23 protein-coding genes and 1 pseudogene are annotated in these 22,552 nt (G+C 68.4%); 11 read left to right on the forward strand and 13 right to left on the reverse strand.

What is annotated here, in order from left to right; translation table 11 throughout:
• Positions 1-75 precede the first annotated feature (75 nt).
• Genes egtA through egtE form a run of 5 tightly spaced genes read left to right on the forward strand, consistent with a single transcriptional unit; the run spans position 76 to position 5,405 of the window.
• On the forward strand, positions 76-1,353 hold the full coding sequence (gene egtA / locus G6N47_RS09125; RefSeq protein WP_083134513.1) for an ergothioneine biosynthesis glutamate--cysteine ligase EgtA: 1,278 nt from the start codon (positions 76-78) through the stop codon (positions 1,351-1,353).
• Positions 1,350-2,627, forward strand: coding sequence for an ergothioneine biosynthesis protein EgtB (gene egtB, locus G6N47_RS09130; protein WP_083134489.1), 1,278 nt, complete (start codon positions 1,350-1,352; stop codon positions 2,625-2,627). The genes egtA and egtB overlap by 4 nt, the downstream gene beginning before the upstream one ends.
• A complete protein-coding gene (egtC, locus tag G6N47_RS09135; RefSeq protein WP_083134490.1) occupies positions 2,627-3,319 on the forward strand; it encodes an ergothioneine biosynthesis protein EgtC in 693 nt (230 codons plus the stop codon). Before egtB ends, egtC begins: the two co-directional genes overlap by 1 nt.
• A complete protein-coding gene (egtD, locus tag G6N47_RS09140; RefSeq protein WP_083134491.1) occupies positions 3,316-4,281 on the forward strand; it encodes an L-histidine N(alpha)-methyltransferase in 966 nt (321 codons plus the stop codon). The genes egtC and egtD overlap by 4 nt, the downstream gene beginning before the upstream one ends.
• On the forward strand, positions 4,278-5,405 hold the full coding sequence (gene egtE, locus G6N47_RS09145; protein ID WP_139799729.1) for an ergothioneine biosynthesis PLP-dependent enzyme EgtE: 1,128 nt from the start codon (positions 4,278-4,280) through the stop codon (positions 5,403-5,405). The genes egtD and egtE overlap by 4 nt, the downstream gene beginning before the upstream one ends.
• Here egtE and G6N47_RS09150 read toward each other — a convergent pair.
• From G6N47_RS09150 to G6N47_RS09170, 5 genes and pseudogenes are all read right to left on the reverse strand, one after another.
• Positions 5,398-5,700 carry a hypothetical protein gene (locus tag G6N47_RS09150; protein WP_083134493.1) on the reverse strand — a complete coding sequence of 101 codons (303 nt, stop codon included), beginning with the start codon at positions 5,698-5,700 and terminating at the stop codon, positions 5,398-5,400. The genes egtE and G6N47_RS09150 overlap by 8 nt on opposite strands.
• A 67-nt stretch (positions 5,701-5,767) precedes the next feature.
• A pseudogene (locus G6N47_RS09155) lies at positions 5,768-6,075 on the reverse strand (class I SAM-dependent methyltransferase); the annotation flags it as partial.
• Positions 6,076-6,289: 214 nt separating this feature from the next.
• Complete coding sequence (locus G6N47_RS09160; protein WP_083134494.1) at positions 6,290-8,887, reverse strand: helix-turn-helix transcriptional regulator; 2,598 nt, start codon at positions 8,885-8,887, stop codon at positions 6,290-6,292.
• Between the two features lie 54 nt (positions 8,888-8,941).
• A complete protein-coding gene (locus G6N47_RS09165) occupies positions 8,942-10,411 on the reverse strand; it encodes a glutamate--cysteine ligase family protein (protein WP_083134495.1) in 1,470 nt (489 codons plus the stop codon).
• A 58-nt stretch (positions 10,412-10,469) separates the two neighbouring features.
• A complete protein-coding gene (locus tag G6N47_RS09170; RefSeq protein ID WP_139799730.1) occupies positions 10,470-10,607 on the reverse strand; it encodes an antitoxin MazE-like protein in 138 nt (45 codons plus the stop codon).
• 29 nt (positions 10,608-10,636) lie between these two features.
• Between G6N47_RS09170 and G6N47_RS09175 the strand changes: the two genes are divergently transcribed.
• Both G6N47_RS09175 and G6N47_RS09180 read left to right on the forward strand, forming a co-directional pair.
• Positions 10,637-10,858, forward strand: coding sequence for an antitoxin (locus G6N47_RS09175; protein ID WP_083134497.1), 222 nt, complete (start codon positions 10,637-10,639; stop codon positions 10,856-10,858).
• Positions 10,858-11,295: a type II toxin-antitoxin system VapC family toxin gene (locus tag G6N47_RS09180; protein ID WP_083134498.1), complete on the forward strand. Its 438-nt coding sequence runs from the start codon at positions 10,858-10,860 to the stop codon at positions 11,293-11,295. Before G6N47_RS09175 ends, G6N47_RS09180 begins: the two co-directional genes overlap by 1 nt.
• On the opposite strand, the gene G6N47_RS09185 is transcribed toward G6N47_RS09180, so the two are convergent.
• Entirely contained in the window at positions 11,292-12,071 is a 780-nt protein-coding gene (locus G6N47_RS09185; protein ID WP_083134499.1) for a class I SAM-dependent methyltransferase, read from the reverse strand. The two genes, G6N47_RS09180 and G6N47_RS09185, sit on opposite strands and share 4 nt — an antisense overlap.
• A 1-nt stretch (position 12,072) precedes the next feature.
• Between G6N47_RS09185 and glpK the strand changes: the two genes are divergently transcribed.
• A complete protein-coding gene (gene glpK, locus G6N47_RS09190) occupies positions 12,073-13,590 on the forward strand; it encodes a glycerol kinase GlpK (protein WP_139799731.1) in 1,518 nt (505 codons plus the stop codon).
• Between the two features lie 26 nt (positions 13,591-13,616).
• Here glpK and G6N47_RS09195 read toward each other — a convergent pair whose 3' ends face one another.
• The gene (locus tag G6N47_RS09195) at positions 13,617-14,327 is read right to left on the reverse strand and encodes a PadR family transcriptional regulator (RefSeq protein WP_083134500.1); all 711 of its coding nucleotides are present in this window, start codon (positions 14,325-14,327) and stop codon (positions 13,617-13,619) included.
• Between the two features lie 130 nt (positions 14,328-14,457).
• Here G6N47_RS09195 and G6N47_RS09200 point away from each other — a divergent pair, with 130 nt between their 5' ends.
• Positions 14,458-14,805: a hypothetical protein gene (locus tag G6N47_RS09200; RefSeq protein ID WP_083134501.1), complete on the forward strand. Its 348-nt coding sequence runs from the start codon at positions 14,458-14,460 to the stop codon at positions 14,803-14,805.
• A gap of 1 nt (position 14,806) precedes the next feature.
• On the opposite strand, the gene G6N47_RS09205 is transcribed toward G6N47_RS09200, so the two are convergent.
• Positions 14,807-15,625, reverse strand: a complete 819-nt coding sequence (locus tag G6N47_RS09205; protein WP_083134502.1) for an RDD family protein — start codon at positions 15,623-15,625, stop codon at positions 14,807-14,809.
• 23 nt (positions 15,626-15,648) lie between these two features.
• Between G6N47_RS09205 and G6N47_RS09210 the strand changes: the two genes are divergently transcribed.
• A complete protein-coding gene (locus G6N47_RS09210) occupies positions 15,649-16,641 on the forward strand; it encodes a stage II sporulation protein M (protein WP_083134503.1) in 993 nt (330 codons plus the stop codon).
• A gap of 74 nt (positions 16,642-16,715) precedes the next feature.
• Here the strand turns inward: G6N47_RS09210 and G6N47_RS09215 are convergent, their stop codons facing one another.
• Genes G6N47_RS09215 through G6N47_RS09235 form a run of 5 tightly spaced genes read right to left on the reverse strand, consistent with a single transcriptional unit; the run spans position 16,716 to position 21,948 of the window.
• On the reverse strand, positions 16,716-18,038 hold the full coding sequence (locus tag G6N47_RS09215) for a DUF58 domain-containing protein (protein ID WP_083134504.1): 1,323 nt from the start codon (positions 18,036-18,038) through the stop codon (positions 16,716-16,718).
• Positions 18,038-18,985, reverse strand: a complete 948-nt coding sequence (locus G6N47_RS09220; protein WP_083134505.1) for an AAA family ATPase — start codon at positions 18,983-18,985, stop codon at positions 18,038-18,040. The genes G6N47_RS09215 and G6N47_RS09220 overlap by 1 nt, the downstream gene beginning before the upstream one ends.
• Entirely contained in the window at positions 18,982-20,091 is a 1,110-nt protein-coding gene (locus tag G6N47_RS09225) for a DUF4350 domain-containing protein (protein WP_232080155.1), read from the reverse strand. The genes G6N47_RS09220 and G6N47_RS09225 overlap by 4 nt, the downstream gene beginning before the upstream one ends.
• Positions 20,088-20,696, reverse strand: coding sequence for a DUF4129 domain-containing protein (locus tag G6N47_RS09230; RefSeq protein WP_083134507.1), 609 nt, complete (start codon positions 20,694-20,696; stop codon positions 20,088-20,090). The genes G6N47_RS09225 and G6N47_RS09230 overlap by 4 nt, the downstream gene beginning before the upstream one ends.
• Before the next feature lie 10 nt (positions 20,697-20,706).
• Positions 20,707-21,948, reverse strand: a complete 1,242-nt coding sequence (locus tag G6N47_RS09235; RefSeq protein WP_163659598.1) for a hypothetical protein — start codon at positions 21,946-21,948, stop codon at positions 20,707-20,709.
• A 94-nt stretch (positions 21,949-22,042) separates the two neighbouring features.
• Between G6N47_RS09235 and G6N47_RS09240 the strand changes: the two genes are divergently transcribed.
• Entirely contained in the window at positions 22,043-22,507 is a 465-nt protein-coding gene (locus tag G6N47_RS09240) for a GatB/YqeY domain-containing protein (protein WP_083131229.1), read from the forward strand.
• The last annotated feature ends 45 nt before the right edge of the window (positions 22,508-22,552 follow it).

The raw sequence follows: 22,552 nt of genomic DNA on the forward strand, positions 1-22,552 counted from the left end.
GTCGGTGCCCTCTGGTAGACGGAACGTACGGCTATCGTGGCGGTAGCCGCGGTCGTCCCGGAGGGATTGAAGAATATGGCGTTCGCCGTCGCGTCGCAGCTGGATCACACGCGCCTCGCCGACGGCGCGCTGACCAATGCGGCAGACGCTGCGCAGTACATCACTGACACCTGCCTGTCCGATGCGCCGCTTGGCCGGGTCGGCCTGGAGGTCGAGGCGCACTGCTACGACCCGGTCGAGCCGTACCGCAGACCCGGCTGGGAGGAAATCAGCGACGTCCTCGAGTCGCTTCCGCCAATGCCGGGCGGAAGCGCCGTCACGGTGGAACCCGGTGGCGCCGTGGAACTTTCCGGTCCACCCACCGACGGCGTGGCGCCCGCAATCGAGGCGATGACCAACGACCAGGCCGTGCTGCGCAAGGCGTTCGCCGGCGCGGGCCTGGGTTTGGTGCAGCTGGGAACCGACCCGCTGCGGCCGGCCAAGCGGATCAACCCCGGCGCACGCTATGCCGCCATGGAGCAGTTCTTCGCTGCCACCGACACCGGGGTGGCGGGGGCGGCGATGATGACGTCGACGGCGTCGATTCAGGTCAACCTGGACGCCGGGCCGCAAGCGGGATGGGGTGCGCGCGTCCGGCTGGCGCACGCGCTGGGCCCCACGATGATCGCGATCGCCGCCAATTCCCCGCTGTTGGGCGGGAAATTCTCGGGTTGGCTGTCCACCCGGCAGCGGGTGTGGGGTCAGCTGGATTCGGCGCGCTGCGGACCCATTCTGACCGCCAGCGGCGACGATCCCGGCACCGACTGGGCGCGCTACGCGCTGAAAGCGCCGGTGATGCTGGTGCATGCCCCGGAAGCCGTACCGGTGACGCAGTACGTGCCGTTCGCCGACTGGGCCGACGGGCGGGCGCTGCTCGGCGGGCGCCGCCCCACCACCGCCGATCTGGATTACCACCTCACCACGCTGTTCCCGCCGGTGCGGCCGCGGCAATGGCTCGAAATCCGTTACCTGGACAGCATTCCCGACTCGATGTGGCCCGCCGTGGTGTTCACCTTGGTGGCCTTGCTCGACGACCCGGATGCCGCCGACATCGCGGCCGAAGCCGTCGAACCGGTGGCCGGCGCCTGGGACACCGCGGCCCGGGTGGGGCTGGCCGACCGGCGGCTGTACGCCGCGGCCAACCGGTGTGTGGCCGCCGCCGCGGCGCGGGCACCCGGCCAGCTCGACCGGGAAATGGGCCGTCTGGTCCAGGCAGTCGAGCAGGGCCGCTGTCCCGCCGACGATTTTTCCGACCGCGTGATCGACGACGGCATCGCGCCGACGGTTACCCGGCTCGCGCAGGCAGACCCGTGACGTCACGTGAAACGCTGGCCCGCGATCTGGCGCGGGCACGCGAGCGCACCCTGCGGCTGGTCGACTTCGACGACGCCGAGCTGTGCCGCCAGTACGACCCGCTGATGAGCCCGCTGGTGTGGGACCTCGCCCACCTCGGCCAGCAAGAGGAACTCTGGCTGCTGCGCGGCGGAGACCCGGAGCGGCCCGGGCTGTTGCCGCCCGCGGTCGACGGGCTCTACGACGCCTTCGTGCACTCCCGGGCCAGCCGCGCCGACCTGCCGCTGCTTTCACCAACCGAGGCCCGAAAGTATTGCCGCACAGTGCGATCGGCCGCACTGGATGCGCTCGACGGGCTGCCCGACGAACCGGATGCGGATTTCGTCTACGCGATGGTCGTCAGCCACGAAAACCAGCACGACGAAACCATGTTGCAGGCGCTGAACTTGCGCTCCGGTCCGCCGCTGCTGAGTTCGGGCGTCCAGCTGCCGCCGGGCCGGCCCGGCGTGGCCGGGACGTCGGTGCTGGTGCCCGGCGGACCGTTCGTGCTGGGCGTCGACGCCGCGAACGAACCGTATTCGCTGGACAACGAACGCCCGGCCCATATCGTGGACGTCCCGGCGTTCCGGATCGGCCGGGTCCCGGTCACCAACGGCGAATGGCGACAGTTCATCGACGACGGCGGCTACACCGATAAGCGGTGGTGGTCGGCGCGGGGTTGGGAGCATCGGCAACGCACCGGGCTGGCCGCACCGCAATTCTGGAACCCGGACGGGACCCGCACCCGCTTCGGGCACGTCGAAGACATTCCGATGGACGAACCGGTCCAGCACGTCACGTATTTCGAGGCCGAGGCCTACGCCGCATGGGCCGGCGCCCGGCTGCCCACCGAAATCGAGTGGGAGAAGGCCTGCGCCTGGGATCCGGTGGCGGGTGCCCGGCGCCGCTACCCCTGGGGGTCCGAGGAGCTGTCGGCCGCGTATGCCAACCTCGGCGGAACGGCGCTGCGGCCCGCGCCAGTGGGCGCCTACCCGGCGGGGGCGTCGGCGTACGGGGTCGAGCAGTTGCTCGGCGACGTGTGGGAATGGACCACCTCGCCGCTGCAGCCGTGGCCGGGATTCACGCCGATGATCTACCAGCGCTACTCGCAGCCGTTCTTCGGCGGGGATTACCGGGTGCTGCGCGGCGGGTCGTGGGCGGTGGAGCCGGCCATCCTGCGGCCGAGCTTCCGTAACTGGGATCACCCTGTCCGGCGCCAGATCTTCTCCGGCGTCCGATTGGCCTGGGACGTCTGATGTGCCGTCACCTGGGTTGGCTCGGACGTGAGATTGCCGTCTCCTCGCTGGTGCTGGACCCGCCGCACGGTCTGCGGACGCAGTCCTACGCGCCGCGCCGGCAAAAGCACGGGCTGCTCAATGCCGACGGTTGGGGCGTGGGCTTTTTCGACGGCACCACGCCGCGGCGGTGGCGCAGCGCGATGCCGCTGTGGGGCGATGTGTCGTTCGAATCCGTTGCGCCCGCGCTGCGCAGCCATTGCATCGTGGCGGCGGTGCGCTCCGCGACCGTCGGCATGCCGATCGAGGTCAGCGCCACCGCGCCGTTCACCGATGGCCGCTGGCTGCTGTCACACAACGGCATCATCGACCGCCGAGTCCTGCCTGCGACCTCAAACGCCGAATCAGTCTGCGACAGTGCAGTCTTAGCGGCACTGGTCTTCGCCCGCGGCGTGGATTCGCTGGGTGAGGTGGTCGCGGAGCTCGGTGCCGCGGACCCGCGTGCCCGACTGAACATCTTGGCGGGCAACGGTTCTCAACTGCTGGCCACCACCTGGGGCGAAGCTCTGTGGCTGCTGCGCCGCGACGACGGCGTGGTGTTGGCCAGCGAACCCTACGACGACGATCCCGGCTGGGAGGACGTGCCGGACCGCCATCTGGTCCAGGTCACCCCGGACGGTATCACTATGACCGCACTGAAGGGACCCCGATGACGCTGTCGCTGTCCAACCATCTGGCCGAGGACTCCGCATATCACGCGCTGCGGCGCGACGTGCTCGACGGTCTGCGCAGCTCTCCGAAATCCTTGCCCCCCAAGTGGTTCTATGATGCGGTCGGCAGCGACCTCTTCGACCAGATCACCCGGTTGCCGGAGTACTACCCGACGCGCGCCGAGGCGGAGATTCTGCGGGCGCACTCGGCAGAGGTCGCGTCCGCCACTGGTGCCGACACCCTGGTGGAACTGGGCAGCGGCACGTCGGAGAAAACCCGGATGCTGCTGGATGCGCTGCGTGCCGGTGGCACGCTGCGCCGGTTCGTCCCGTTCGACGTCGACGCGAACATGCTGTCCTCGGCGGCGGCCGCCATCCAGCGTGAATATCCCGGTATCGAAATCGCCGCCGTCTGCGGCGATTTCGAGGAGCATCTGGCCGAGATACCGGGCGGCGGGCGGCGGCTCTTCGTGTTTTTAGGCTCGACAATCGGCAACCTCACCACCGGCCCCCGTGCGCAGTTTCTGGCGTCGCTGGCCGCGGTGTTACGGCCCGGCGACAGTCTGCTGCTGGGCACCGACCTGGTCAAGGACACCGGCCGACTGGTGCGCGCCTACGACGACTCTGCAGGTGTCACCGCCCGGTTCAACCGCAATGTGCTCGCGGTGATCAATCGAGAACTCGACGCCGATTTCGACGCCGAGGCCTACGCGCATGTCGCGCGCTGGAACGCCGACGAAGAGCGGATGGAAATGTGGCTGCGGGCCGACAGCCCGCAACGGGTGCGCATCGGCGCGCTCGAGCTGACCGTCGAATTCGCCGCCGGGGAAGAGATGCTGACCGAAGTGTCGTGCAAGTTCCGGCCCGAGGCGGTGGCCGCCGAGCTGGCGCAGGCGGGGCTGCGCCGGACCCGGTGGTGGACCGACGGTGCCGGCGATTTCGGTCTGTCGCTCGCGGTCAAGTGAGCTTGGCGGACGCCTGGCGGGCAGCCCGGCCACCCGTGGCCGGGCTGCACCTGGACAACGCGGCATGCTCGCGGCAGAGTTTCGCCGCGCTCGATGCCGCCGCACGGCACGCCCGCCACGAGGCCGAGGTCGGCGGGTATGTCGCGGCCGCCGCAGCCGCGCCCGCGCTGGACGCCGGGCGTTCCGCCGTCGCGGCGCTGGCCGGCATGCCCGATGCCGAGGTGGTGTTCACCACCGGTTCGCTGGATGCACTGGATCTGCTGCTGGGTAGTTGGCCCAGCGGGGCACGCACGCTGGCCTGCGTGCCCGGTGAGTACGGCCCCAACCTCGCGGTGATGGCCGCACACGGATTCGCCCGCCGCCCACTGCCTGTCGACGGCGACGGCAGGGTCTCGGTCGACGAGGCCGCCGCCCGCCTGGCCGCCGACCCGCCCGACCTGGTCCACCTCACCGCGGTGGCCAGCCACCGCGGTGTCGTGCAGCCACTTCGCGAGATGGCGTGGCTGTGCGGCGAATTGGGGCTGCCGCTGGTGGTCGACGCGGCTCAGGCGCTCGGCCAGGTGGACTGTGCGGTGGGCGCCGACGTGACGTACACGTCGTCGCGCAAATGGCTGGCCGGCCCGCGTGGGGTCGGGGCTCTCGCGGTGCAAACGGAGTTGATGCAGCGGCTGCGGCCGCGACTGCCGCCGCCGGATTGGGTGTCGTCGCTGCCGGTAGCCCAGCGACTCGAGCTCGGCGAATCCAATATTGCTGCGCGAGTGGGGTTTTCGGTGGCACTGGAGGAACACCTGGCGGCCGGGCCCGCGCAGGTACGGGAGCGCTTGACCGAAGTCGGTGCTGCAACGCGCACAGCGCTGGCCGAGGTGCCCGGCTGGCGGGTGGTCGAAGCCGTCGACGAGCCCAGCGCGATCACTACGCTGGCCCCACGCGACGGCGCTGAACCGGAAGCAGTGCGGGACTGGTTGATTCGTGAGAGGCAGATCATCACCACCGCCGCGGGAGTGGAGCGCGCGCCGCTGGAATTGACCGCACCGGTGCTGCGGGTCTCGCCGCACGTCGACATCACTGCTGACGATCTGGCGACCTTCGCCGGAGTGCTGGCTGAAGCGACTGCGGCTACGTGACCGGGTCGCTACGGCCCTGGTCGGCAATCAACGCCTGGATGAGGTCAACTATGTGCTGCTGACCGGCCGCTGTGGCATCGAATTTGCCGCGCATCTCGGTGAAGCCTTGATCGACGTGCGTACGAAGGTCGACGAAGTCTTCGCGGAGGGCGTTGAAGCTGGCAGCAGTCGCCTGCCGAAAGTCGCGGAGCTCGTCGTGGAATGCGGTCACGTCGCGGTCGGCGGCTCCGGCGAGGACGCGAGCGGCAGCTGCATCTTGCTCACTTGCTCGTACCCGCCCCGACAGCTCGTGCACCTGACGAGAGCCTAGCGTTGGTCACCGCCGCTGTCGGTCCGTCACTAACAGGGTTCCGTGCTGGACAGTAGCTCGCACCGGGAGCCGCGGCTTGCTGCACCGAGCGCAGGTAGCCGTCGCGGCCCTCGACCGGCAGCGAGTGAAACAGGGTGGAATCGATCACCGTGTTGAAGCGGCCGTCGTAGCCGCGCAGCGAGGTGATGTCGGCCTGCACGAAAGTGGCGTTGCTCAGCCCGCGCTCCTCGGCGGCCTTGGTAGCGACCGCAATCCAGTCGGCGTGAGGTCGACGCCCACCACGGTGTAACCCTCCGCGGCCAACGCCGGTTGCGGCTCACCGCGGTATGCGCTGTCCCAGTCCATGACTTCGTCGGCCATGGACCCAACGCTACCGTCAGAGTCGATCCATCTCGCGGGACATTCGGGCCGCTTGGAAATAGCCGCCCTCGCGTCGCGGATAGCGCGGTCCGGGCAGGTATGCGGCAGCCCGTCGCGCGGAGGCCGGCGTCGCCACGGATCGCGGGAGTATGTGCGCCATGACGACATCGTTGCCTGCGGCGGGTGACGTGTATTGCGTAGCGGAGTACTCGAATCAGCGCGTCGGGCCGGGCTGCAGTATCGCGGCGAGGTCTTCCCGTGACTTGGCCCCCACCCGCTGACACGCCCGGTACACATGCCCCTCGACGGTGCGCACCGACATGACCAGCCGATCGGCGATCTCCCGATTGGACAAGCCGGTGGCCACCAATTCGATGACTTCGCGTTCGCGACCCGTCAGCGGAACCCCCACCGGGGTACGCAGCGCGGGCGTGCACAGCCCGCCGCACGTGTCGGACAGTTCCCTGGCCAGTGCCGAGGCGTACAGAGCCCGCTTGCGGTGCTGCGTGCGGTTGAAGCAGACGGCCGCTTGGGCGGCGACGTCGGCCGCGGTGGCGCGGTCGCCGATGGCCCGGTAGGCGGCCGATGCCGCCAGCAGCCCTTCGCCGTCACCGGCGCGCAGCGATTCGGCATGCCGCGCAACGGCATCGGCCAATGGCAAGGACAAAGCGTCGGCGAGCTGACGCGCACGCTCGCTGTCGGAGGCATCGCCCCACAGAGCTGCGGCCTGCAGGCAGGCGAGTTCGTGAGTCGGTTGGACGCGCTCGCGGGCCTCGACGGCGGCGGCTCGTACGGTCGCCACAGCGTCGCTCAGCGAACCGCCGGCGGCAAGCGCCCAGCCGGTCGCCACCGACAGCGCGGTCTGCATGAACAAGTAGTCAGGAGGGACGCACTCTCGCGCTTCCCGCGACGCGTCACTCGCTTCGGCCGGCTGGCCGAGCTTGGCGTGCGCCTCGGCCAGCGCAAAACAGCATGCCGGCCGCAAACCCGTTGTCACACCATGCTTTTGGACGCCAGCCAACGCTTCGTGCAGAAGCTTCACCGCGCTGGTAACGGCGCCGCGCGCCAACTCCGCATGGCCCATCAGGAACGCGAGGTTGGCATAGGCGAGCCCCGGAATGTCGCTGGCCGAGTCGGCGATTCGTTGCGCAGATCGCACGCAGTCGTCGATGCGGCCGGTCAGTCGGCAGGCACGGGCGTAGACGCTCCCGAACCAGAACCGCATGTGCGACGCCTGGAACGACGTCACAGCGCGCTGCAGAGCCACATCAGCGACTTCGGTGATGTCGTCCACGTCGCCCAGTGCGCCCGTCGCCATGATCAACGCGACCGACGCCATCATGGCATGGAAATCCGACACTGCTCCGGAATCCAATGCGGCTCTGGCTTTTTCGACGGCGACTTCACAGCGCGCCAGCACCGCGTCCAGGCAGGCTTCGACCGCGGCACGCTCGGCCGCCTCGGCCGCCGACTCGGACGTGGCGGCAAGCCGCTCGAGGATGGTTGCCGCGTCGCGAGGCCGGCCGAGCATCCAGATCAGGTTGGCGGCCCGCACGGTTACCCAGCGATGGCCCTCCATCTCCCGCAACACGTCTTCGGCTTCCGCGCCACGCCCGGCGAGCACCAGGTTCATCGCGCGCAGACCGGCGGCCTCGGGCGCCCCGGCTTCGGCTGCGGCGGTGGCGAATCGGTCGGCCAGGTCCAGGTCGAGCAGCGTCATGGCGTGCCGCGCGGACACCAGGAAAAGGTCGGAATCCGGAGCAGCGTCGGATTCGAGCGTGAGCAATGCCCGCCGCACCGTGGCATGCATGTCGGGGTCGGCGTCCTTGGCCAGCCGCTGCGCCAGCCGGCCGCGGATGCGCGAAAGATGCAGCTCACCGGCGGTCGCGCGGCGAAGTTCACCGAATAGCGGATGGGCCAGCCGGGCCATCAGCGTCTTGCCCGTGCGCTCGACGGTGACCAGGTGCATCCGCTCGGCGACCTCGAGATCGCGGCGGCGCACCAGGTCGGTAAGGACGTCGACGGCGAGCGGTTCGCACTGCGACAGGGTGTCGACCACCAGCGCCAGGCCCGGGGTCAGGCGGCTCAACTGCCGGCCCACCATGTCTCCGATGCTGGGCGACACCGCGACGTCTTCGTCCCAGATCCACACCCCCGCCACCTCGCGGATCCGGCCGGCCGCGATCTGATCGCTCAGCATTTGCCGCAGGAACAGCGCGTTGCCTCCGGTCAGCTTCCAGAAGCGTTGGGCGCTGCGGGCGTCCACCGGCCCTCCGATGGTCGTCTCGATGATGTGGCGGGTGGCCGCCGCGGACAGCGGTTGCAGGTCCATGCGGACCAGGCGACCGTCTTTCCACAGCGCCGTGACGGCGTCGGGCTCGCCGCCCCCGGAACGCAGTGTGACGACCAGGCGGGCACCGTCGGACTGGGCGAGCTGGTGCACCACGTGGGCGGACAGCCCGTCGAGAAGGTGCGCGTCGTCGACGCCGAGCAGCACGCGTCCCTGACGCTGTTGGGTGACGAAGGAGTCGACCAGTCGTCGCACGCTCGACAGCGGATCGGACATCCCGTCGCCGAGCGACGCGGTGAACGCGCCAAGGGGAAGCCGGCGCGCGGATTCGGTCCCGACGATCCAATTGGTGCGCTCGCCGGAGCGTTGCGCCCGGGTCAGCACCTCACGCGCGAGCCGGGTCTTGCCCACGCCCGCGGTCCCGACAATCACCACACCGGAGTGATTGCCAGCGCCGCCGAGCACGCGGCGAATAGTGGCGAGTTCGTCCTCGCGCCCGGTCAGCGGATCGCCGCTGATCACGGGGCGACTATAACGCGCGTGGCGAACTACCGGTCGAATTCGTCAACAGTTTGCTCAGTCCCAGGTATGCACCGGCTCGTTGGCGTGCATGTGATCGCAGTAGCGCCGCAGCATTTCAGCTAGCGCTGCCGGTCTGGTCATCCCGCCCTCTTGCAGAGCCTGCACCGTCGATACCTGCCAGGCCGCGCCGTTGCGACCGGTTTTCGCGCGGCCCTCGATGACGCCGAGGAACTGGTCGCGAACTTCGGCGGCGACGCCCCAGGCCCGCAGGCCTTCATCGGCCATCGGCAACAGCTGGCGCAGCACGAGTTCGTCGGCGCTCACCTCGCCAAGGCCCGGCCAATACACGTGGGCGTCCATGCCATGTCGCGCGGCTTCGAGGAAATTGTGTTCTGCCACAGCGAAACTCATCTTGGTCCACAGCGGGCGGTCTTCCTCGGAGAGGGTGCGCAGCATCCCGTAGTAGAACACCGCATTGGCCACCATGTCGACGACGGTCGGGCCGGCGGGCAGGACCCGGTTCTCCACCCGCAGGTGGGGCCGGCCGTCGACGACGTCATACACCGGCCGGTTCCAGCGATACACCGTGCCGTTGTGCAAACGCAGCTCCGAGAGTTGCGGCGTGTGCCCGGCGGCCAATTCCGCCACCGGGTCTTCGTCGGACACCTGCGGCAGCAACGACGGGAAATAGCGGACGTTCTCTTCGAACAGGTCGAAGATCGAGGTGATCCAGCGCTCGCCGAACCACACGCGTGGCCGCACCCCCTGCGTTTTCAACTCGTCCGGCCGGGTGTCGGTGGCTTGGGTGAACAACTCGATGCGGGTCTCTGCCCACAGCTGATGACCGAAGAAGTACGGCGAGTTGGCGCCGAGCGCCACCTGCGGCCCGGCCAGCACTTGCGCTGCGTTCCAGTTGCTGGCGAAATCGGCCGGAGACACCTGCAGGTGCAATTGCATACTGGTACAAGCGGATTCGGGCGCGATCGTCGGCGAATACAGGCTGAGCGGCTCGGGACCGCTGATGTCGATCTGGATGTCCTCGCCGCGAGCCCGGAAAATCGAGTCGTTGAGAGCTTGATATCGCGTCGACTCGCTCATCCACCCGCCGTCCAGGTGCTCGGGCATCAGTGTCGGCAGGATCCCGATCATCACGATGTGAGCGCCGTCGGCATTGGCCTTGGTTTCGGCGACATTCAAGCTTTCCCGGACCTCGGCTTCCAGCTCGATGCCGGTGCGGCCCGGCAACGCCCGGGGAGGCACATTGAATTCGATGTTGTAGGCGCCTAATTCGGTCTGGTAGGCGGGGTCGGCGATCTCGGCCAGCACGTTTTGGTTCGCCATCGCCGGCTGGTAATTACCGTCCACGAGGTTGCACTCGATTTCCATCCCGGTCAGCGGGCGGTCGAACTCGAAACTGGACTGCGACAGCATGGTCTCGAAGACGTCGAGACACAGCTGCACCTTGCGCCGGTATTCCTGACGGTGCGCGTGGTTGTATTCGGTCCGCTCGACCTCTTCACCCACAACGCCGATGCAACCGGTTCAGTGCCGCCCGCGCAACCAGATCGGCATGAGGCCCGATTCACACCAGGCCGGGATCTGCGTCATGTCCGAATGACGAGATGGCGTCGATGAACGCCTGATCATCCTGCTCATACGGGCTGGCCGCTGCCAGGGCCGACTGGCGATGAGCCTCGGCGGCGAACTCAGCATGGCGCATCAGATGTATATCCGTGTAGCATCTGATGTATGCGGACCACGATCGACATCGATGACGATGTGCTGCGCGCATTGAAGCGACGTCAGCGCGATGAGCGCAAAACGTTAGGGCAGCTGGTGTCGGAACTACTGGCGCAGGCGCTTGCAACCAGTCCGCGTCCGACGGTGGACATCAGTTGGACGACCGCGGACCTGCGGCCACGCGTTGACCTTGACGACAAGGATGCCGTCTGGGCCGTGCTGGATCGTTAATGAGCGAGACTTTCGACGTCAACGTCCTGGTGTATGCGACGCATCGCGCCAGCCCATTTCACGACCGCGCCAAGGCGCTCGTCGAGCAGTTCCTGGCAGGACCGGGCCTGGTCTATCTGCTGTGGCCGGTTGCACTGAGCTACCTGCGGATTGTCACGCATCCCACCTTGCTGGACGCGCCCCTCACGCCGACCGCCGCGGCAGCCAACATCGAACAGTTCGTCTCCCAACCGCACGTGCGACTGGTCGGCGAGATCGACGGATTTTGGCCTGCGTATCGACGGGTCGCAGACGTCATCAACCCGCGAGGCAACCTGGTTCCGGATGCGCATCTGGTGGCGCTGATGCGCCAACACGGCATTTCAACGATATGGACCCACGACCGCGACTTCCGCAAGTTCGAAGGGATCACTGTGCGCGACCCCTTCGCCGGTTAACGACGCGACGCCACCACGATCTGCGGACGCGGACGCACCGGAAGGTTGAACAGCCCACCGCCGCGCAGTTCGACGTGGATCGCCGGGTCCGCGTGGCGGGCCAGCGCCCGCAGCGCCGACGGGCTGTAGGCGCGCAGCGAGCTGATGAACCCGTCGTGCGCAAACGGCAACACGATGGTCAACGGCAGCATCGACGCCAGGTGCAGGATGTGCAGCGGTGACGGCGGCCGCGGCAGGTCGATGATCAGCAACTTGTCGGCCGCGCGAGTGCCTTCGGCGAACACCCGGGACGCCTGCGGCGGCGGCAGGTGGTGAAACGACATCACGAACACCGCGAGGTCGTAGTAGCCGTCCGGCGCGTCGATCGCGGTGGCGTCCATCTCGCGCACGGTGGCCCGCGGATGACTGCCCAGGTCGCCGGTCGCGATCGCGGCCACCGACGCCGGTTCGACGTCGGTCACCGTGACCTGCGCGGTCGGATGCTGCTCGAGCAGCGCACGCGCCAGCCCGCCGTGGCCGGAGCCCAGTTCGAGGATCTTCGGATCGGGCACGTCGGCGATCTCGTCGAGGGCGATGCGGGCGAACATCTCGTGATGGCCGAACAGGCGTCCGAAGCGGTCCAGGGATCGCACCACGGCGCGCTTGCGGTCGTCGACGTCGTCGCGGTCCAGATATTCCGGACGCTGCGTTTCCAGCCGCCGGTCCAGACACGAGGCGTTCGGGCCGCCGCGCGGCATGCTCGCAATGTCGAATGTTCCAGTGCCCACGTAAGCCATCATGGACGACGTGGCCCAGTCGCCTGAATTCGTCGCCTCGATCGACCAGGGCACCACCAGCACCCGCTGCATGATTTTCGACCACGACGGCGCCGAGGTAGGCCGCCACCAGCTCGAGCACGAGCAGATCCTGCCGCGCTCCGGCTGGGTGGAGCACGATCCGGTCGAGATCTGGGAACGCACCTCCTCGGTGCTGACGTCGGTGCTCAACAGAACCAACCTCGGCCCGAATGACATTGCGGCGCTAGGTATTACGAATCAGCGGGAGACCACGCTGGTGTGGAATCGGCGCACGGGCAGGCCGTACTACAACGCAATCGTCTGGCAGGACACCCGCACCGACCGCATCGCCTCGGCGCTGGACCGCGACGGCCGCGGCGAGGTGATCCGGCGCAAGGCGGGCCTGCCTCCGGCGACGTATTTCTCCGGCGGCAAACTGCAGTGGATTCTGGAGAACGTCGACGGCGTGCGCGAGGCCGCCGAACGCGGCGACGCCGTGTTCGGCACGGCCGACACCTGGCTGTTGTGGAACCTGACCGGCGGCCCGCGCGGCGGGGTTCATGTCACCGACGTCACCAACGCCAGCCGCACGATGCTGATGAACCTCGAGACCCTGGACTGGGACGACGAGCTGCTGTCGTTTTTCGGCATACCCCGCGCAATGCTGCCGTCGATCGCGCCGTCGTCGCCGCGGGAGCCGTACGGTGTCACCGCGGACGACGTGCCGATCACCGGAATCCTGGGCGACCAGCACGCGGCAATGGTGGGCCAGGTGTGCCTGGCGCCGGGGGAAGCCAAAAACACTTATGGCACAGGCAATTTCCTGCTGCTCAACACCGGCGAGGAGATCGTCCGGTCGGCCAACGGCTTGCTGACCACCGTCTGCTACCAGTTCGGCGACGCCGAACCTGTTTACGCCCTTGAGGGTTCGATCGCGGTCACCGGCTCGGCAGTGCAGTGGCTGCGTGACCAGCTGGGCATCATCAGCGGTGCCGCGCAGAGCGAGGCGCTGGCCCGTCAGGTCGATGACAACGGCGGGGTGTACTTCGTTCCGGCGTTTTCGGGGTTGTTCGCCCCGTACTGGCGATCCGATGCCCGCGGCGCCATCGTGGGGCTGTCGCGGTACAACACCAACGCGCATCTGGCCCGCGCCACCTTGGAGGCGATCTGTTACCAGAGCCGCGACGTGGTCGACGCGATGGCGGCGGATTCCGGTGTGCGCCTTGAGGTTTTGAAGGTCGACGGTGGGATCACCGCCAACGACCTGTGCATGCAGATCCAGGCCGACGTGCTCGGTGTCGACGTGGTGCGCCCAGTGGTCGCCGAGACGACGGCACTCGGGGCGGCCTATGCCGCAGGACTGGCGGTCGGCTTCTGGGCCGGGCCCGACGAGTTGCGCGCCAACTGGCGCGAGGACAAGCGGTGGTCGCCGACCTGGAGCGACGAGCAACGCGAGACCGCGTACGCGGGCTGGCGGAAAGCTGTCGAGCGCACGCTGGGCTGGGTCGACGTGTCGTGACATGTCGACCCAGCCCGGCTAGTTAGCTACTCGTCTTCGCTCAAGACGGTGTAGATCTCGCGGCGCGCATTGTTGACGATCTCGATGATGCGCTGCTGCTGCTCGGGTGTTGCCGCGTGCGCGGATTGCGCCACCGCGCCGAACAACTGGCCCACCGCGGCCCGCAGGTTGAGGTGCGAGGGGTCGACGCCGTCGGCGATCTCGTCCCACGGCGGGGTCTCGATCTTCTCGGCGGCGGCCCGGCCCTCCTCGGTCAGCTGGAAAAGCCGTTTGCTGCCTTCGGTTTCGGAGCCGACGAGCAGGCCCTCGTCGACCAGCAACTGCAGGGTCGGGTACACCGAGCCCGGGCTGGGCCGCCACAGGTCCTGGCTGCGTTCGGCGATCTCCTGGATCATTTCGTAGCCGTGCATCGGCCGCTCGGCCAGCAGGACCAGGATGGCGGCGCGGACGTCGCCACGGCGCCCACGCCGGCCCGGACCGCCGCGGCGTCCACCGCGAGGTCCGAACCCGAAGCCGGGACCGAACCCACCGGGACCAAAGCCCGGACCGAAACCCCGGCCGAATCCGGGCCCGAACGGCCCGTCGTGCCCGGCGTCGTGGCCGCGCACGAAATCGCGGAACTGCCGTCGGGCTTGCCGGCGCTGCTCGTGCAGGGCGCGGCGGTCCTGCGGGCCGAAGCCGAAACCAGTGGGGCCGCCGACGAACGGCGCCCCGAACGGGGGAAATGGTGCATTCATGTGGTGTCTCGTTTCTGGCAGGGCAACGCGGGATGCGATGCCGATGCATTGACGATATATCGAAAACTATCGCGATGCAACGGCCAGGTCGAAGGTTTCCCGTCCTGAGCGCCGGGGTAGCACTCGTCAGATGAACGAAACGGTCGCCACGAGCGATACCCGCCGCGAAAGCCGGCTGCGGCTGTGGGTGAACTGGGTGCTGGCGCTGTTGACGATTCCCGCCGCGGCCGTGGTCCTGGTCTTCACACTTGGCGCGGTGATGAGCACCGCCGCCTGCAGCGACAAGGAGTGCCCCAACCTCGGCCCCCACGGAATCGGCTTTGGGGTGTTGTTCTACGGCGCGCCGGTGCTGTCCGCCGTGACCATCGTCGTGTCGTTCTTCACTGCGCGGCAGCGGTGGGGTTTCGTCGTTCCGTTGTGCGCGTTGGCGCTCTTAGTGGCCGACATCGTCCTTGTCGCCGTGACGGTGGCGCAGTAAGTCACCGTGGCGGCGCGAAGCCGTCCCCTGGTGGAGGCCACGGCGACGGGGGCGGGGGCCAGGACGGCGGTGGTGCCGGCGTGAGTCGCAGCCGGGCGAGCTCGCGGCGGTGCCGCTCGGCCAGCACCGCGGCCAGGGCCAGGTGCGGGGGAGTTCCCGGCGGGGGCGGGGGAGCGACCCGGGCCAGCACGTCGCCGGCAATCCGGCAAGCCATCTGGTAACGCAGGCCCGGCTCGAGTTGCGGTGCGCGGGAAAGGAATTGGCGTGCCAATTCGGCTTGGCCGGCGCTGAGACCGGACAGCTGAAGCGACGCGGCCCACCACGCCAGCGACGGCGGCATCGCCGGCGGCGGACCGAGTTTCGGGCCGCGTTCGCTGATGACGACGGTGCCGGCGAAGATGTCGCCGATCCGCTTGGCTTTCGGCGAGAGCAGACTGCACATCACCGCCGGGCTGCCGAACAAGATCCAGATCTCCACCACCGACGCCAGTGCCCGAAAGAGCGCTTGGCGGAACCGTTCCGGGCTGCCGTCGTCGGACACCACGCGCAGGCCCATCACGATCTTGCCCACCGAGCGGCCCCGGGTGGCCGTCTCCAGGATGAGCGGGTAACCGACCAAGACCAGCACCGTGAAGATGACCAGGATGGCGGCGGTCGTGGCGTCGTCGAACTGCGTCAGCGTGGCCGCCCACAACATCAGGCCCAGCAGGTAGCCGACGAAGATCACCGCGATGTCGATCAGCGCGCCGACCGCACGCACCGGCAACTGCGCGATCTGCACATCGAGCACCACCGCGTCCCCGGTCACCACCTCCGACATACTTCAGAAGCTACCCTGGCGGCGTGGACGTCGACGCGTTCGTGCTCGCGCACCGCAACACCTGGGCTCGGCTCGAACAGTTGGTGAAGCAACGACGGCGACTCACGGGCACCGAGATCGACGAACTCGTCGAGCTCTACCAGCGGGTGTCGACGCATCTGTCGATGTTGCGCTCGGCGTCATCGGATTCGGTGCTGATCGGGCGGCTTTCGACGCTGGTGGCGCGTGCCCGCGCCGCGGTCACCGGTGCGCACGCACCGCTGTCCGGCGAGTTCGCCCGGTTCTGGACGGTCGGGTTTCCGGTGGTGGCGTACCGGACCTGGCGCTGGTGGCTGGCGACGGCAGTGTTGTTCTTCGCCGCAACGGCCGCCGTCGCGATCTGGGTGTCGGGTAGCGCGGAGGTTCAAGCCACCATCGGAACACCAAGTGACATAGACGAATTGGTCAACCACGACTTTGCCTCCTACTACAGTGAGCATCCGGCCGCGGCGTTCGGGCTCCAAGTGTGGGTGAACAACGCCTGGGTGGCCGCGAAATGTATTGCCTTCGCGGTGGTGTTGGGATTGCCCATCCCGTTCGTGCTGTTCCAAAACGCGGCCAACCTCGGTGTGGCCGCCGGACTGATGTTTGCGGCCGGCAAAGCAAACATCTTGTTGGGGCTGCTGATACCGCACGGCCTGCTGGAGTTGACGGCGGTGTTCCTGGCCGCCGCCGCGGGGATGCGGCTCGGCTGGTTGGTGATCTCGCCCGGCAATCGCCCGCGTGGGCAGGTGCTTGCCGAGCAGGGCCGCGCAATCGTCACGATAGCCGTCGGACTGGTAGCGGTGCTCTTCGTCTCGGGTGTGCTCGAAGCGGTGGTGACCCCGTCGCCGTTGCCGACCTTTCTACGGGTCGGTATCGGAATCGCCGTCGAGGCCACGTTTCTGGCGTACATCGTGTACTTCGGCCGACGCGCCGCCCGGGCGGGGGAGACCGGCGACATCGCCAATGCTCCTGATGTGGTGCCGACTGCCTGATCTTGCGTCGAATGTGGGCTTAAGACACGCGGATTCGTGAAACGCGTGTCTTAAGCCCACATTCGGCGATGGGTTTACAGCCGTCCGGTGGCTTTCATCGCCAAATACCGATCGGCCAGAGCCGGTGCCAGTTCGGCGGGCGGCGCGTCGACCACTTCCACCCCGGCTCGGCGCAGCCGCGACGCGATCGCCCGGCGGTCGTTGCGGGCTCGCTCGGCGGCCGCCGCGTCATACACCGCCGGCGCATCGACACGCCCGATGGCCAGCTGATCGACCCGCGGATCGGCGACGGCGGCCAGGATCACCTTGTGTCGGGCAGACAGCTGAGGCAAGACCGGTAGCAGCCCCTCCTCGAGCGCGGTCGGGTTGAGGTCGGTCAGCAGAACCACCAACGCGCGACGCCTGGCACGCCGTAGTACAGCTGAAACCATTGCGGCGGAGTCTGATTCGACGAGGGCAGGTTGCAGCGGCGCCATCACGTCGACGAGCTTGGCCAGTAGTTCCGTCCGCGAGGCACCGAATAGCGCCGCCCGGCTCACCCGGTCGTGCGCCAGAAAGTCGACATGGTCGCCGGCGCGTGCCGCGAGCGCCGCCAGCAGCAGCGCCGCATCCATCGACCAGTCCAGTCGCGGCCACCCGCCCGGATCGCCGGCCGTCGGGTCGACGCCGACGCGCCCGGCTGCGGTGCGCCCGGTGTCAAGCACGACGATGACGCGGCGGTCCCGCTCGGGCCGCCAGGTCCGCACGACGACGTCAGCGCGCCGGGCGGTGGCTCGCCAGTCGATCGACCGGACGTCGTCGCCCACCACATACTCGCGCAGCGAGTCGAATTCGGTGCCCTGACCGCGGGTCAGCGTCGGCGACAGCCCGTCGATCTCACGCAGCCTGGCCAGTCGTGACGGCAGATGCTTGCGGGACAGGAACGGCGGCAACACCCGCAGCCGCCCGGGCACCCGCTGCGAGCTCTGCCGCCCGGCCAGGCCCAGCGGCCCGACCGACCGCGCGGTCACCATCGCCGAGCGCTGATCACCGCGCCGCACCGGGTGCAGCCGGGTATCCACGAGCTGACCACGCCCGACGGCGATGTCGACGGTGTGGACGCGCGGCTCGCCGCGGGTACTGGGCGGCCACGCGTCGCGAACCTGGCCGCGGAAGTGACGCCGGCCACTGTTGTGAATCAGCAGACCAGCGTTCACTTCTTCGCCAAGCCGCGCCGAATTGATCGGCTCCCGTGTGAAATGCAGCGCGCGCGGGCTGGCGGCGCACAACACGTCGATGACCACCGCCGCTGTCAGTAGCACCAGCAGCACGACGAAAGACCTTGCCGGCCAAGGCGACAGCGTGATCGGCACAACGCAGATCAGCGCAATCAGTCCGGTGCGGCCGGTCAGAACCACTAGCGGGGCACCGGAACGGAAGCCAGTATTCCGTCGAGAACGCCGTCGGCGGTGACGCCTTCCAATTCGGCCTCGGGGCGCAGCATCACCCGGTGCCGCAACGTCGCGCGGGCCATCGCCTTCACGTCGTCGGGTGTGACGTAGTTGCGGCCGGACAGCCATGCCCACGAACGAGCGGTGGCCAGCAGTGCCGTCGCGCCACGAGGTGATACCCCGAGCTGCAGCGCCGGCGACTGGCGGGTCGCGCTGACGATGTCGACGATGTAGCCGAGAACCTCGTCGGCGACGAGCACCTCGCGGACGGCATCACGGCCGGCCGTCAACTCGGCCGGACCGGCCACCGGCTGGATCGCGGAAAGATCGCGCGGGTCGAAGCCGTGCGCGTGCCGGCCGAGGATGGCGATTTCCGAATCACGCGGCGGCAGCGGCACAGTCAGCTTGAGCAGGAACCGGTCGAGCTGCGCCTCCGGCAACTGGTAGGTGCCCTCGTATTCGATCGGGTTCTGTGTCGCGGCGACGATGAACGGGTCCGGCAGGAAACGAGGTTCGCCGTCGACGCTGACCTGACGCTCTTCCATGGCCTCCAGCAGGGCGGCCTGGGTTTTCGGAGGCGTGCGGTTGATTTCGTCGGCCAGCATGAGATTGGTGAACACCGGGCCGTCGCGGAACACGAACGCGGCGGTGCGGGCGTCGTAGACCAGTGAGCCGGTGACATCGCCGGGCATCAGGTCGGGGGTGAACTGGACCCGCTTGAATTCCAGCTGCAGCGCCGCCGCCAAGGCACGCACCAGCAGCGTCTTCGCCACGCCCGGAACGCCTTCGAGCAACACATGGCCGCGGCACAACAACGCGATCACCAGGCCGCTGACGACGGCTTCCTGGCCTACGACGGCCTTGGCGATCTCGGTGCGCAGCGCCAGCAACGCCTGACGCGCGTGTTCGGTCATATGCTTGCGACCTGCCTTTCGATGTCGTCGAGCGCTCGGGCCAGCGCTACCAGATCGGCGTCGGTGGCTGGTGGAGACCCGAACAGCCTATGCCGCACCATGTCCGGGTCGGCTCCGCTGCGCGCCGCGACGGCGTTCACCACGTTTTGCGGTGGGCTGGTCGCGGTCAGCCCGAGCCGCGGCAACAGTCGCTGTAATGTCGCGGTGCGCAATGCCTGCGCGGCAACGTCTCGGGCCCGCCGCGAGCGGTACAGCCGGCCACGGCCCTCGACGGTTTCCGAGGCACGCACCACCACAGGCAGTTCCTCGGCGACCAGCGGGCCCAGCCGGCGGCCCTTCCATAGCGCGACAAGGATGACGACCAGCCATAGCTGCAAGACCATCCAGTTGACGTTGTCCGGGATCAGGTCGAATAGTGTTGCCGATCCTGACGTTTCACCCTCGGCCCGCTGCGGCGCATACCAGACCAGACGACTGCGGTCACCGGCAAGGTTCATCGCCAGCGCGGCGTTGCCGGCCCGGGGCAGGCCGCTGTTGGTCATGAAGTCGGTACTGCCGACCAGGGTGACGGTGCGTTCGCCGTCGCGGTAGCGGACCAGCGCTCCGCCGTAGCAGCTGACGATCACGCGGTCAGCGGCGCCACGAAAAGTGTTCGTGGGTCCGAACTGCACCGATCCGGCCTGACTCGCTTCGCGCAATGGGCAATCCGGTTTGCTGTCCAGCGGGCTGGCGCCGGCGCTGCGGATGTCGGGGGCCAGCACGGCGCGGACGCGTGATGTCGGCTCGACCAGCAGTAGGTCTGCGTGAGTGTCGGCAAGCCGGTGCAACAGTGTGTCGTCGGTGAGGTGCTGGGCCTGGGCGATCAGCAGCAATGCGCCTGGGCGAGTGGCGTTTTCGGCATCCTCGACGCTGTTGGCGACGACCACGTCGACACCATGGTCGCGCAGCAGCGCGACCAGTGCGTGCGCACCTTCCGGGCCGGTGGACGCCGGGTCCATCCGGCCGCCAGGGCGCGGCGCGGTCAGGTAGGTCGTGACGGCGGCGACGGCGCAGATCGCGGCGAGCGTCAACAGCGCCCAGCGCCAGGATCGCAAGCGTGTCGTCACCGGTGTGCCGCCGAACCCGATCGCAGGAGGTGGTCGTCGAGGTCGGCGATCAGCCGGTACGCGTCAGGCGTCCCCGGCCGTTCACCGTAGGTGACGTCGTTGAAAGCCGTTGCGGCCCAGCTGAACTCGGTGGACAGCTGTGGTATCCGGCTGCCCGCATCGCGGGCCAACTCGTTGGCGGTGCGGCCGGGCGCGGGGTTGAGCAGCCCGGTCTCTTCGAGTCCGCGGGCGATTGCACGCAACCGGTGCCGGATCGCCAGTGTCCAATCTCCTTCGGCTGCATAACGTTCCGCGGCGTCGCGATGCGCTGCGGCGGTGAGCTGACCGGTCTCGAACAAGGGATAGTCACCGCCGCGGCGGGTTCGCATCGTGCGTCGCGCGATGCGAACAGCGACGATCACCGCGATCACCAGCAAGGTGAGCAGCAGTGCGACCGTGAACCAGCCCCCGGGAATGGTGGATCCCTTCTCGACCACGCGGTAGAGCAGTTCGTTGACCCACTCGTGAAAGCGTTGTGTCAGCGAGGGCTTCGGATAGATCGGCTTGGCGAGTTCGCGCTGCGCGGCCTGATGCGCGGCATCGCGGTCGATGTCGATAGCGGGCATCAGCGTGTCCTCACACCGGCCGGGTCAGCCACAAATAGTCGGTGGACGCCGCCGCTGCCGGCCCGCCCGCCGCGCCTGTCTGCAGGATCAGATCGAACGCCTCGGCACGCATGCGCCGGTCTGTGTAGAGCAGGACGATGACGCCCGCGTTGAACGGAGCGGTGATGACGCGCCCGATCGCCGATCCGATGGCGCTCACGGTCAGGCTGACCAACGCCGGACCGGTGGCCGGGTCGGCCAGCAACTGGCCGATGAAATTGAACGGCGCCGCGACCGCACCGGCGACGAGAAAGACCACGACGCCGGTCAGCAGCCGAATGCCGAGCACTCGCCAGAAGCTGTTGCGCACCAACGTAAACGACCTGCCGATGGCGTCGAAAACGCTGAGTTGCTCCAGCACGATCAGCACCGGCGCGAACGACAGCACGGTGTAGGCGTAGCCCACCGCGGCGAGCGCGGCCAATATCAGCGGGAAGCCGATAAGGAATGCCGCCGCACCGTTGCCGACGGCGCCGACCGCGGCGATGATCAGCACCACCACGGCGACGAGCAGTATCGCTGCGGCGCCTTCCAGCGCCGCCAGGCCGATCAATGCCGGCAGCCGCCCGCGAATCTTGGTCCAGGTCTCGCCGATCGTGATCGTCGACCCGAACACCGCCCGGCCGACGACAACGGTGAGCATGCCGGCGAGAAGGATTCCGGCCAGCCAGCTGACCAGTGCGCTGGCGCCCACCGACGTCACCCAGGTGGCCATGTCACCGGTGGTGAGTTCGTCGCTCGGTGTGGTCCGCACCCGGGTCGCGGCCGCAAGCGGTCCCGCCGACACGATCAACACCACGATCTGGACGATCACCACGATGATCGCGGTCAATCCCAGCGTGGCCTTGGGATTGGCGCGGACGTAGCCGACCGCACCGTTGTAGATGTCGCTGAGGGTCAGCGGTCGCAGCGGGATGATGCCCGGCCTGGGTGCTCCCGGGACGAACTGAGGTGGCCCGTAAGCCGGGGGCGGGGGGTAGCCCGGCGGCGGCCCGTAGCCCGGCGGCGGCGGGCCGTAACCGGGGGGCGGACCATAACCGGGGGGAGGTCCGTAACCTGGCGGCGGGCCGTAACCCGGAGGCGGCGAGTATCCCGGCGGCGGGCCGTAGCCCGGCGGCGGATAACCGAATGGCGGATAGCCCGGGGGACCATAACCAGGCGGCGGATACCCCGGCTCCGGATAGTCCGGGTAGTCGTACGGCGGCGTGCTCACAACGTGATCATGCAGGAACCGTCGTCGTGATCATGGCTCCCATCCTGTCGGCCGTTCGGGCAATTCTCAACGATCCCCGCGTACCGTCTGGGCTATGGCGGAACTGAAATCACGGCTGCGGTCAGATTTGACCGAGGCGATGAAGTCGCAGGACAAGCTGCGCACCGCGACGCTGCGCATGCTGCTGGCCGCAATCCAGACCGAAGAAGTCTCCGGCAAGGCGTCGCGGGAGCTCTCCGACGACGAGGTCATCAAGGTCCTGGCCCGCGAATCGCGCAAGCGGGGCGAAGCGGCCGAGATCTACACCCAGAACGGCCGCGGTGAGCTAGCGGCCAACGAGCACGCCGAAGCGCGGGTGATCGACGAATACCTGCCGCCGCCGCTGACCGAGGGCGAGCTTGCCGACGTCGTCGACACCGCCATTGCCCAGGTTGCCGAGCAGCTGGGGGAGCGGCCCGGCATGAAACAGATGGGCTTGGTGATGAAGGCCGCCACCGCGATCGCGGCCGGGAAGGCCGACGGGGCACGCCTGTCCGCGGCCGTGAAGGACCGGCTCTAGGAATTCGCGGCGACCCGCGGCGCCCGGCTCCGCCGCGCTTGCGAT

Source organism: Mycobacterium branderi, assembly GCF_010728725.1.
Classification (GTDB): Bacteria; Actinomycetota; Actinomycetes; order Mycobacteriales; family Mycobacteriaceae; genus Mycobacterium; species Mycobacterium branderi.

Coding starts and splice junctions, on each gene's coding strand:
- glpK (WP_139799731.1), top strand. CDS start 12,073: ATGGACGACGTGGCCCAGTCGCCTGAATTCGTCGCCTCGATCGACCAG.
- G6N47_RS09230 (WP_083134507.1), bottom strand. CDS start 20,696: ATGCCCGCTATCGACATCGACCGCGATGCCGCGCATCAGGCCGCGCAG.
- egtA (WP_083134513.1), top strand. CDS start 76: ATGGCGTTCGCCGTCGCGTCGCAGCTGGATCACACGCGCCTCGCCGAC.
- egtC (WP_083134490.1), top strand. CDS start 2,627: ATGTGCCGTCACCTGGGTTGGCTCGGACGTGAGATTGCCGTCTCCTCG.
- G6N47_RS09240 (WP_083131229.1), top strand. CDS start 22,043: ATGGCGGAACTGAAATCACGGCTGCGGTCAGATTTGACCGAGGCGATG.
- G6N47_RS09170 (WP_139799730.1), bottom strand. CDS start 10,607: ATGCGCCATGCTGAGTTCGCCGCCGAGGCTCATCGCCAGTCGGCCCTG.
- G6N47_RS09220 (WP_083134505.1), bottom strand. CDS start 18,985: ATGACCGAACACGCGCGTCAGGCGTTGCTGGCGCTGCGCACCGAGATC.
- G6N47_RS09195 (WP_083134500.1), bottom strand. CDS start 14,327: ATGAATGCACCATTTCCCCCGTTCGGGGCGCCGTTCGTCGGCGGCCCC.
- G6N47_RS09205 (WP_083134502.1), bottom strand. CDS start 15,625: ATGTCGGAGGTGGTGACCGGGGACGCGGTGGTGCTCGATGTGCAGATC.
- G6N47_RS09185 (WP_083134499.1), bottom strand. CDS start 12,071: ATGGCTTACGTGGGCACTGGAACATTCGACATTGCGAGCATGCCGCGC.
- G6N47_RS09200 (WP_083134501.1), top strand. CDS start 14,458: ATGAACGAAACGGTCGCCACGAGCGATACCCGCCGCGAAAGCCGGCTG.
- egtD (WP_083134491.1), top strand. CDS start 3,316: ATGACGCTGTCGCTGTCCAACCATCTGGCCGAGGACTCCGCATATCAC.
- G6N47_RS09180 (WP_083134498.1), top strand. CDS start 10,858: ATGAGCGAGACTTTCGACGTCAACGTCCTGGTGTATGCGACGCATCGC.
- G6N47_RS09175 (WP_083134497.1), top strand. CDS start 10,637: ATGCGGACCACGATCGACATCGATGACGATGTGCTGCGCGCATTGAAG.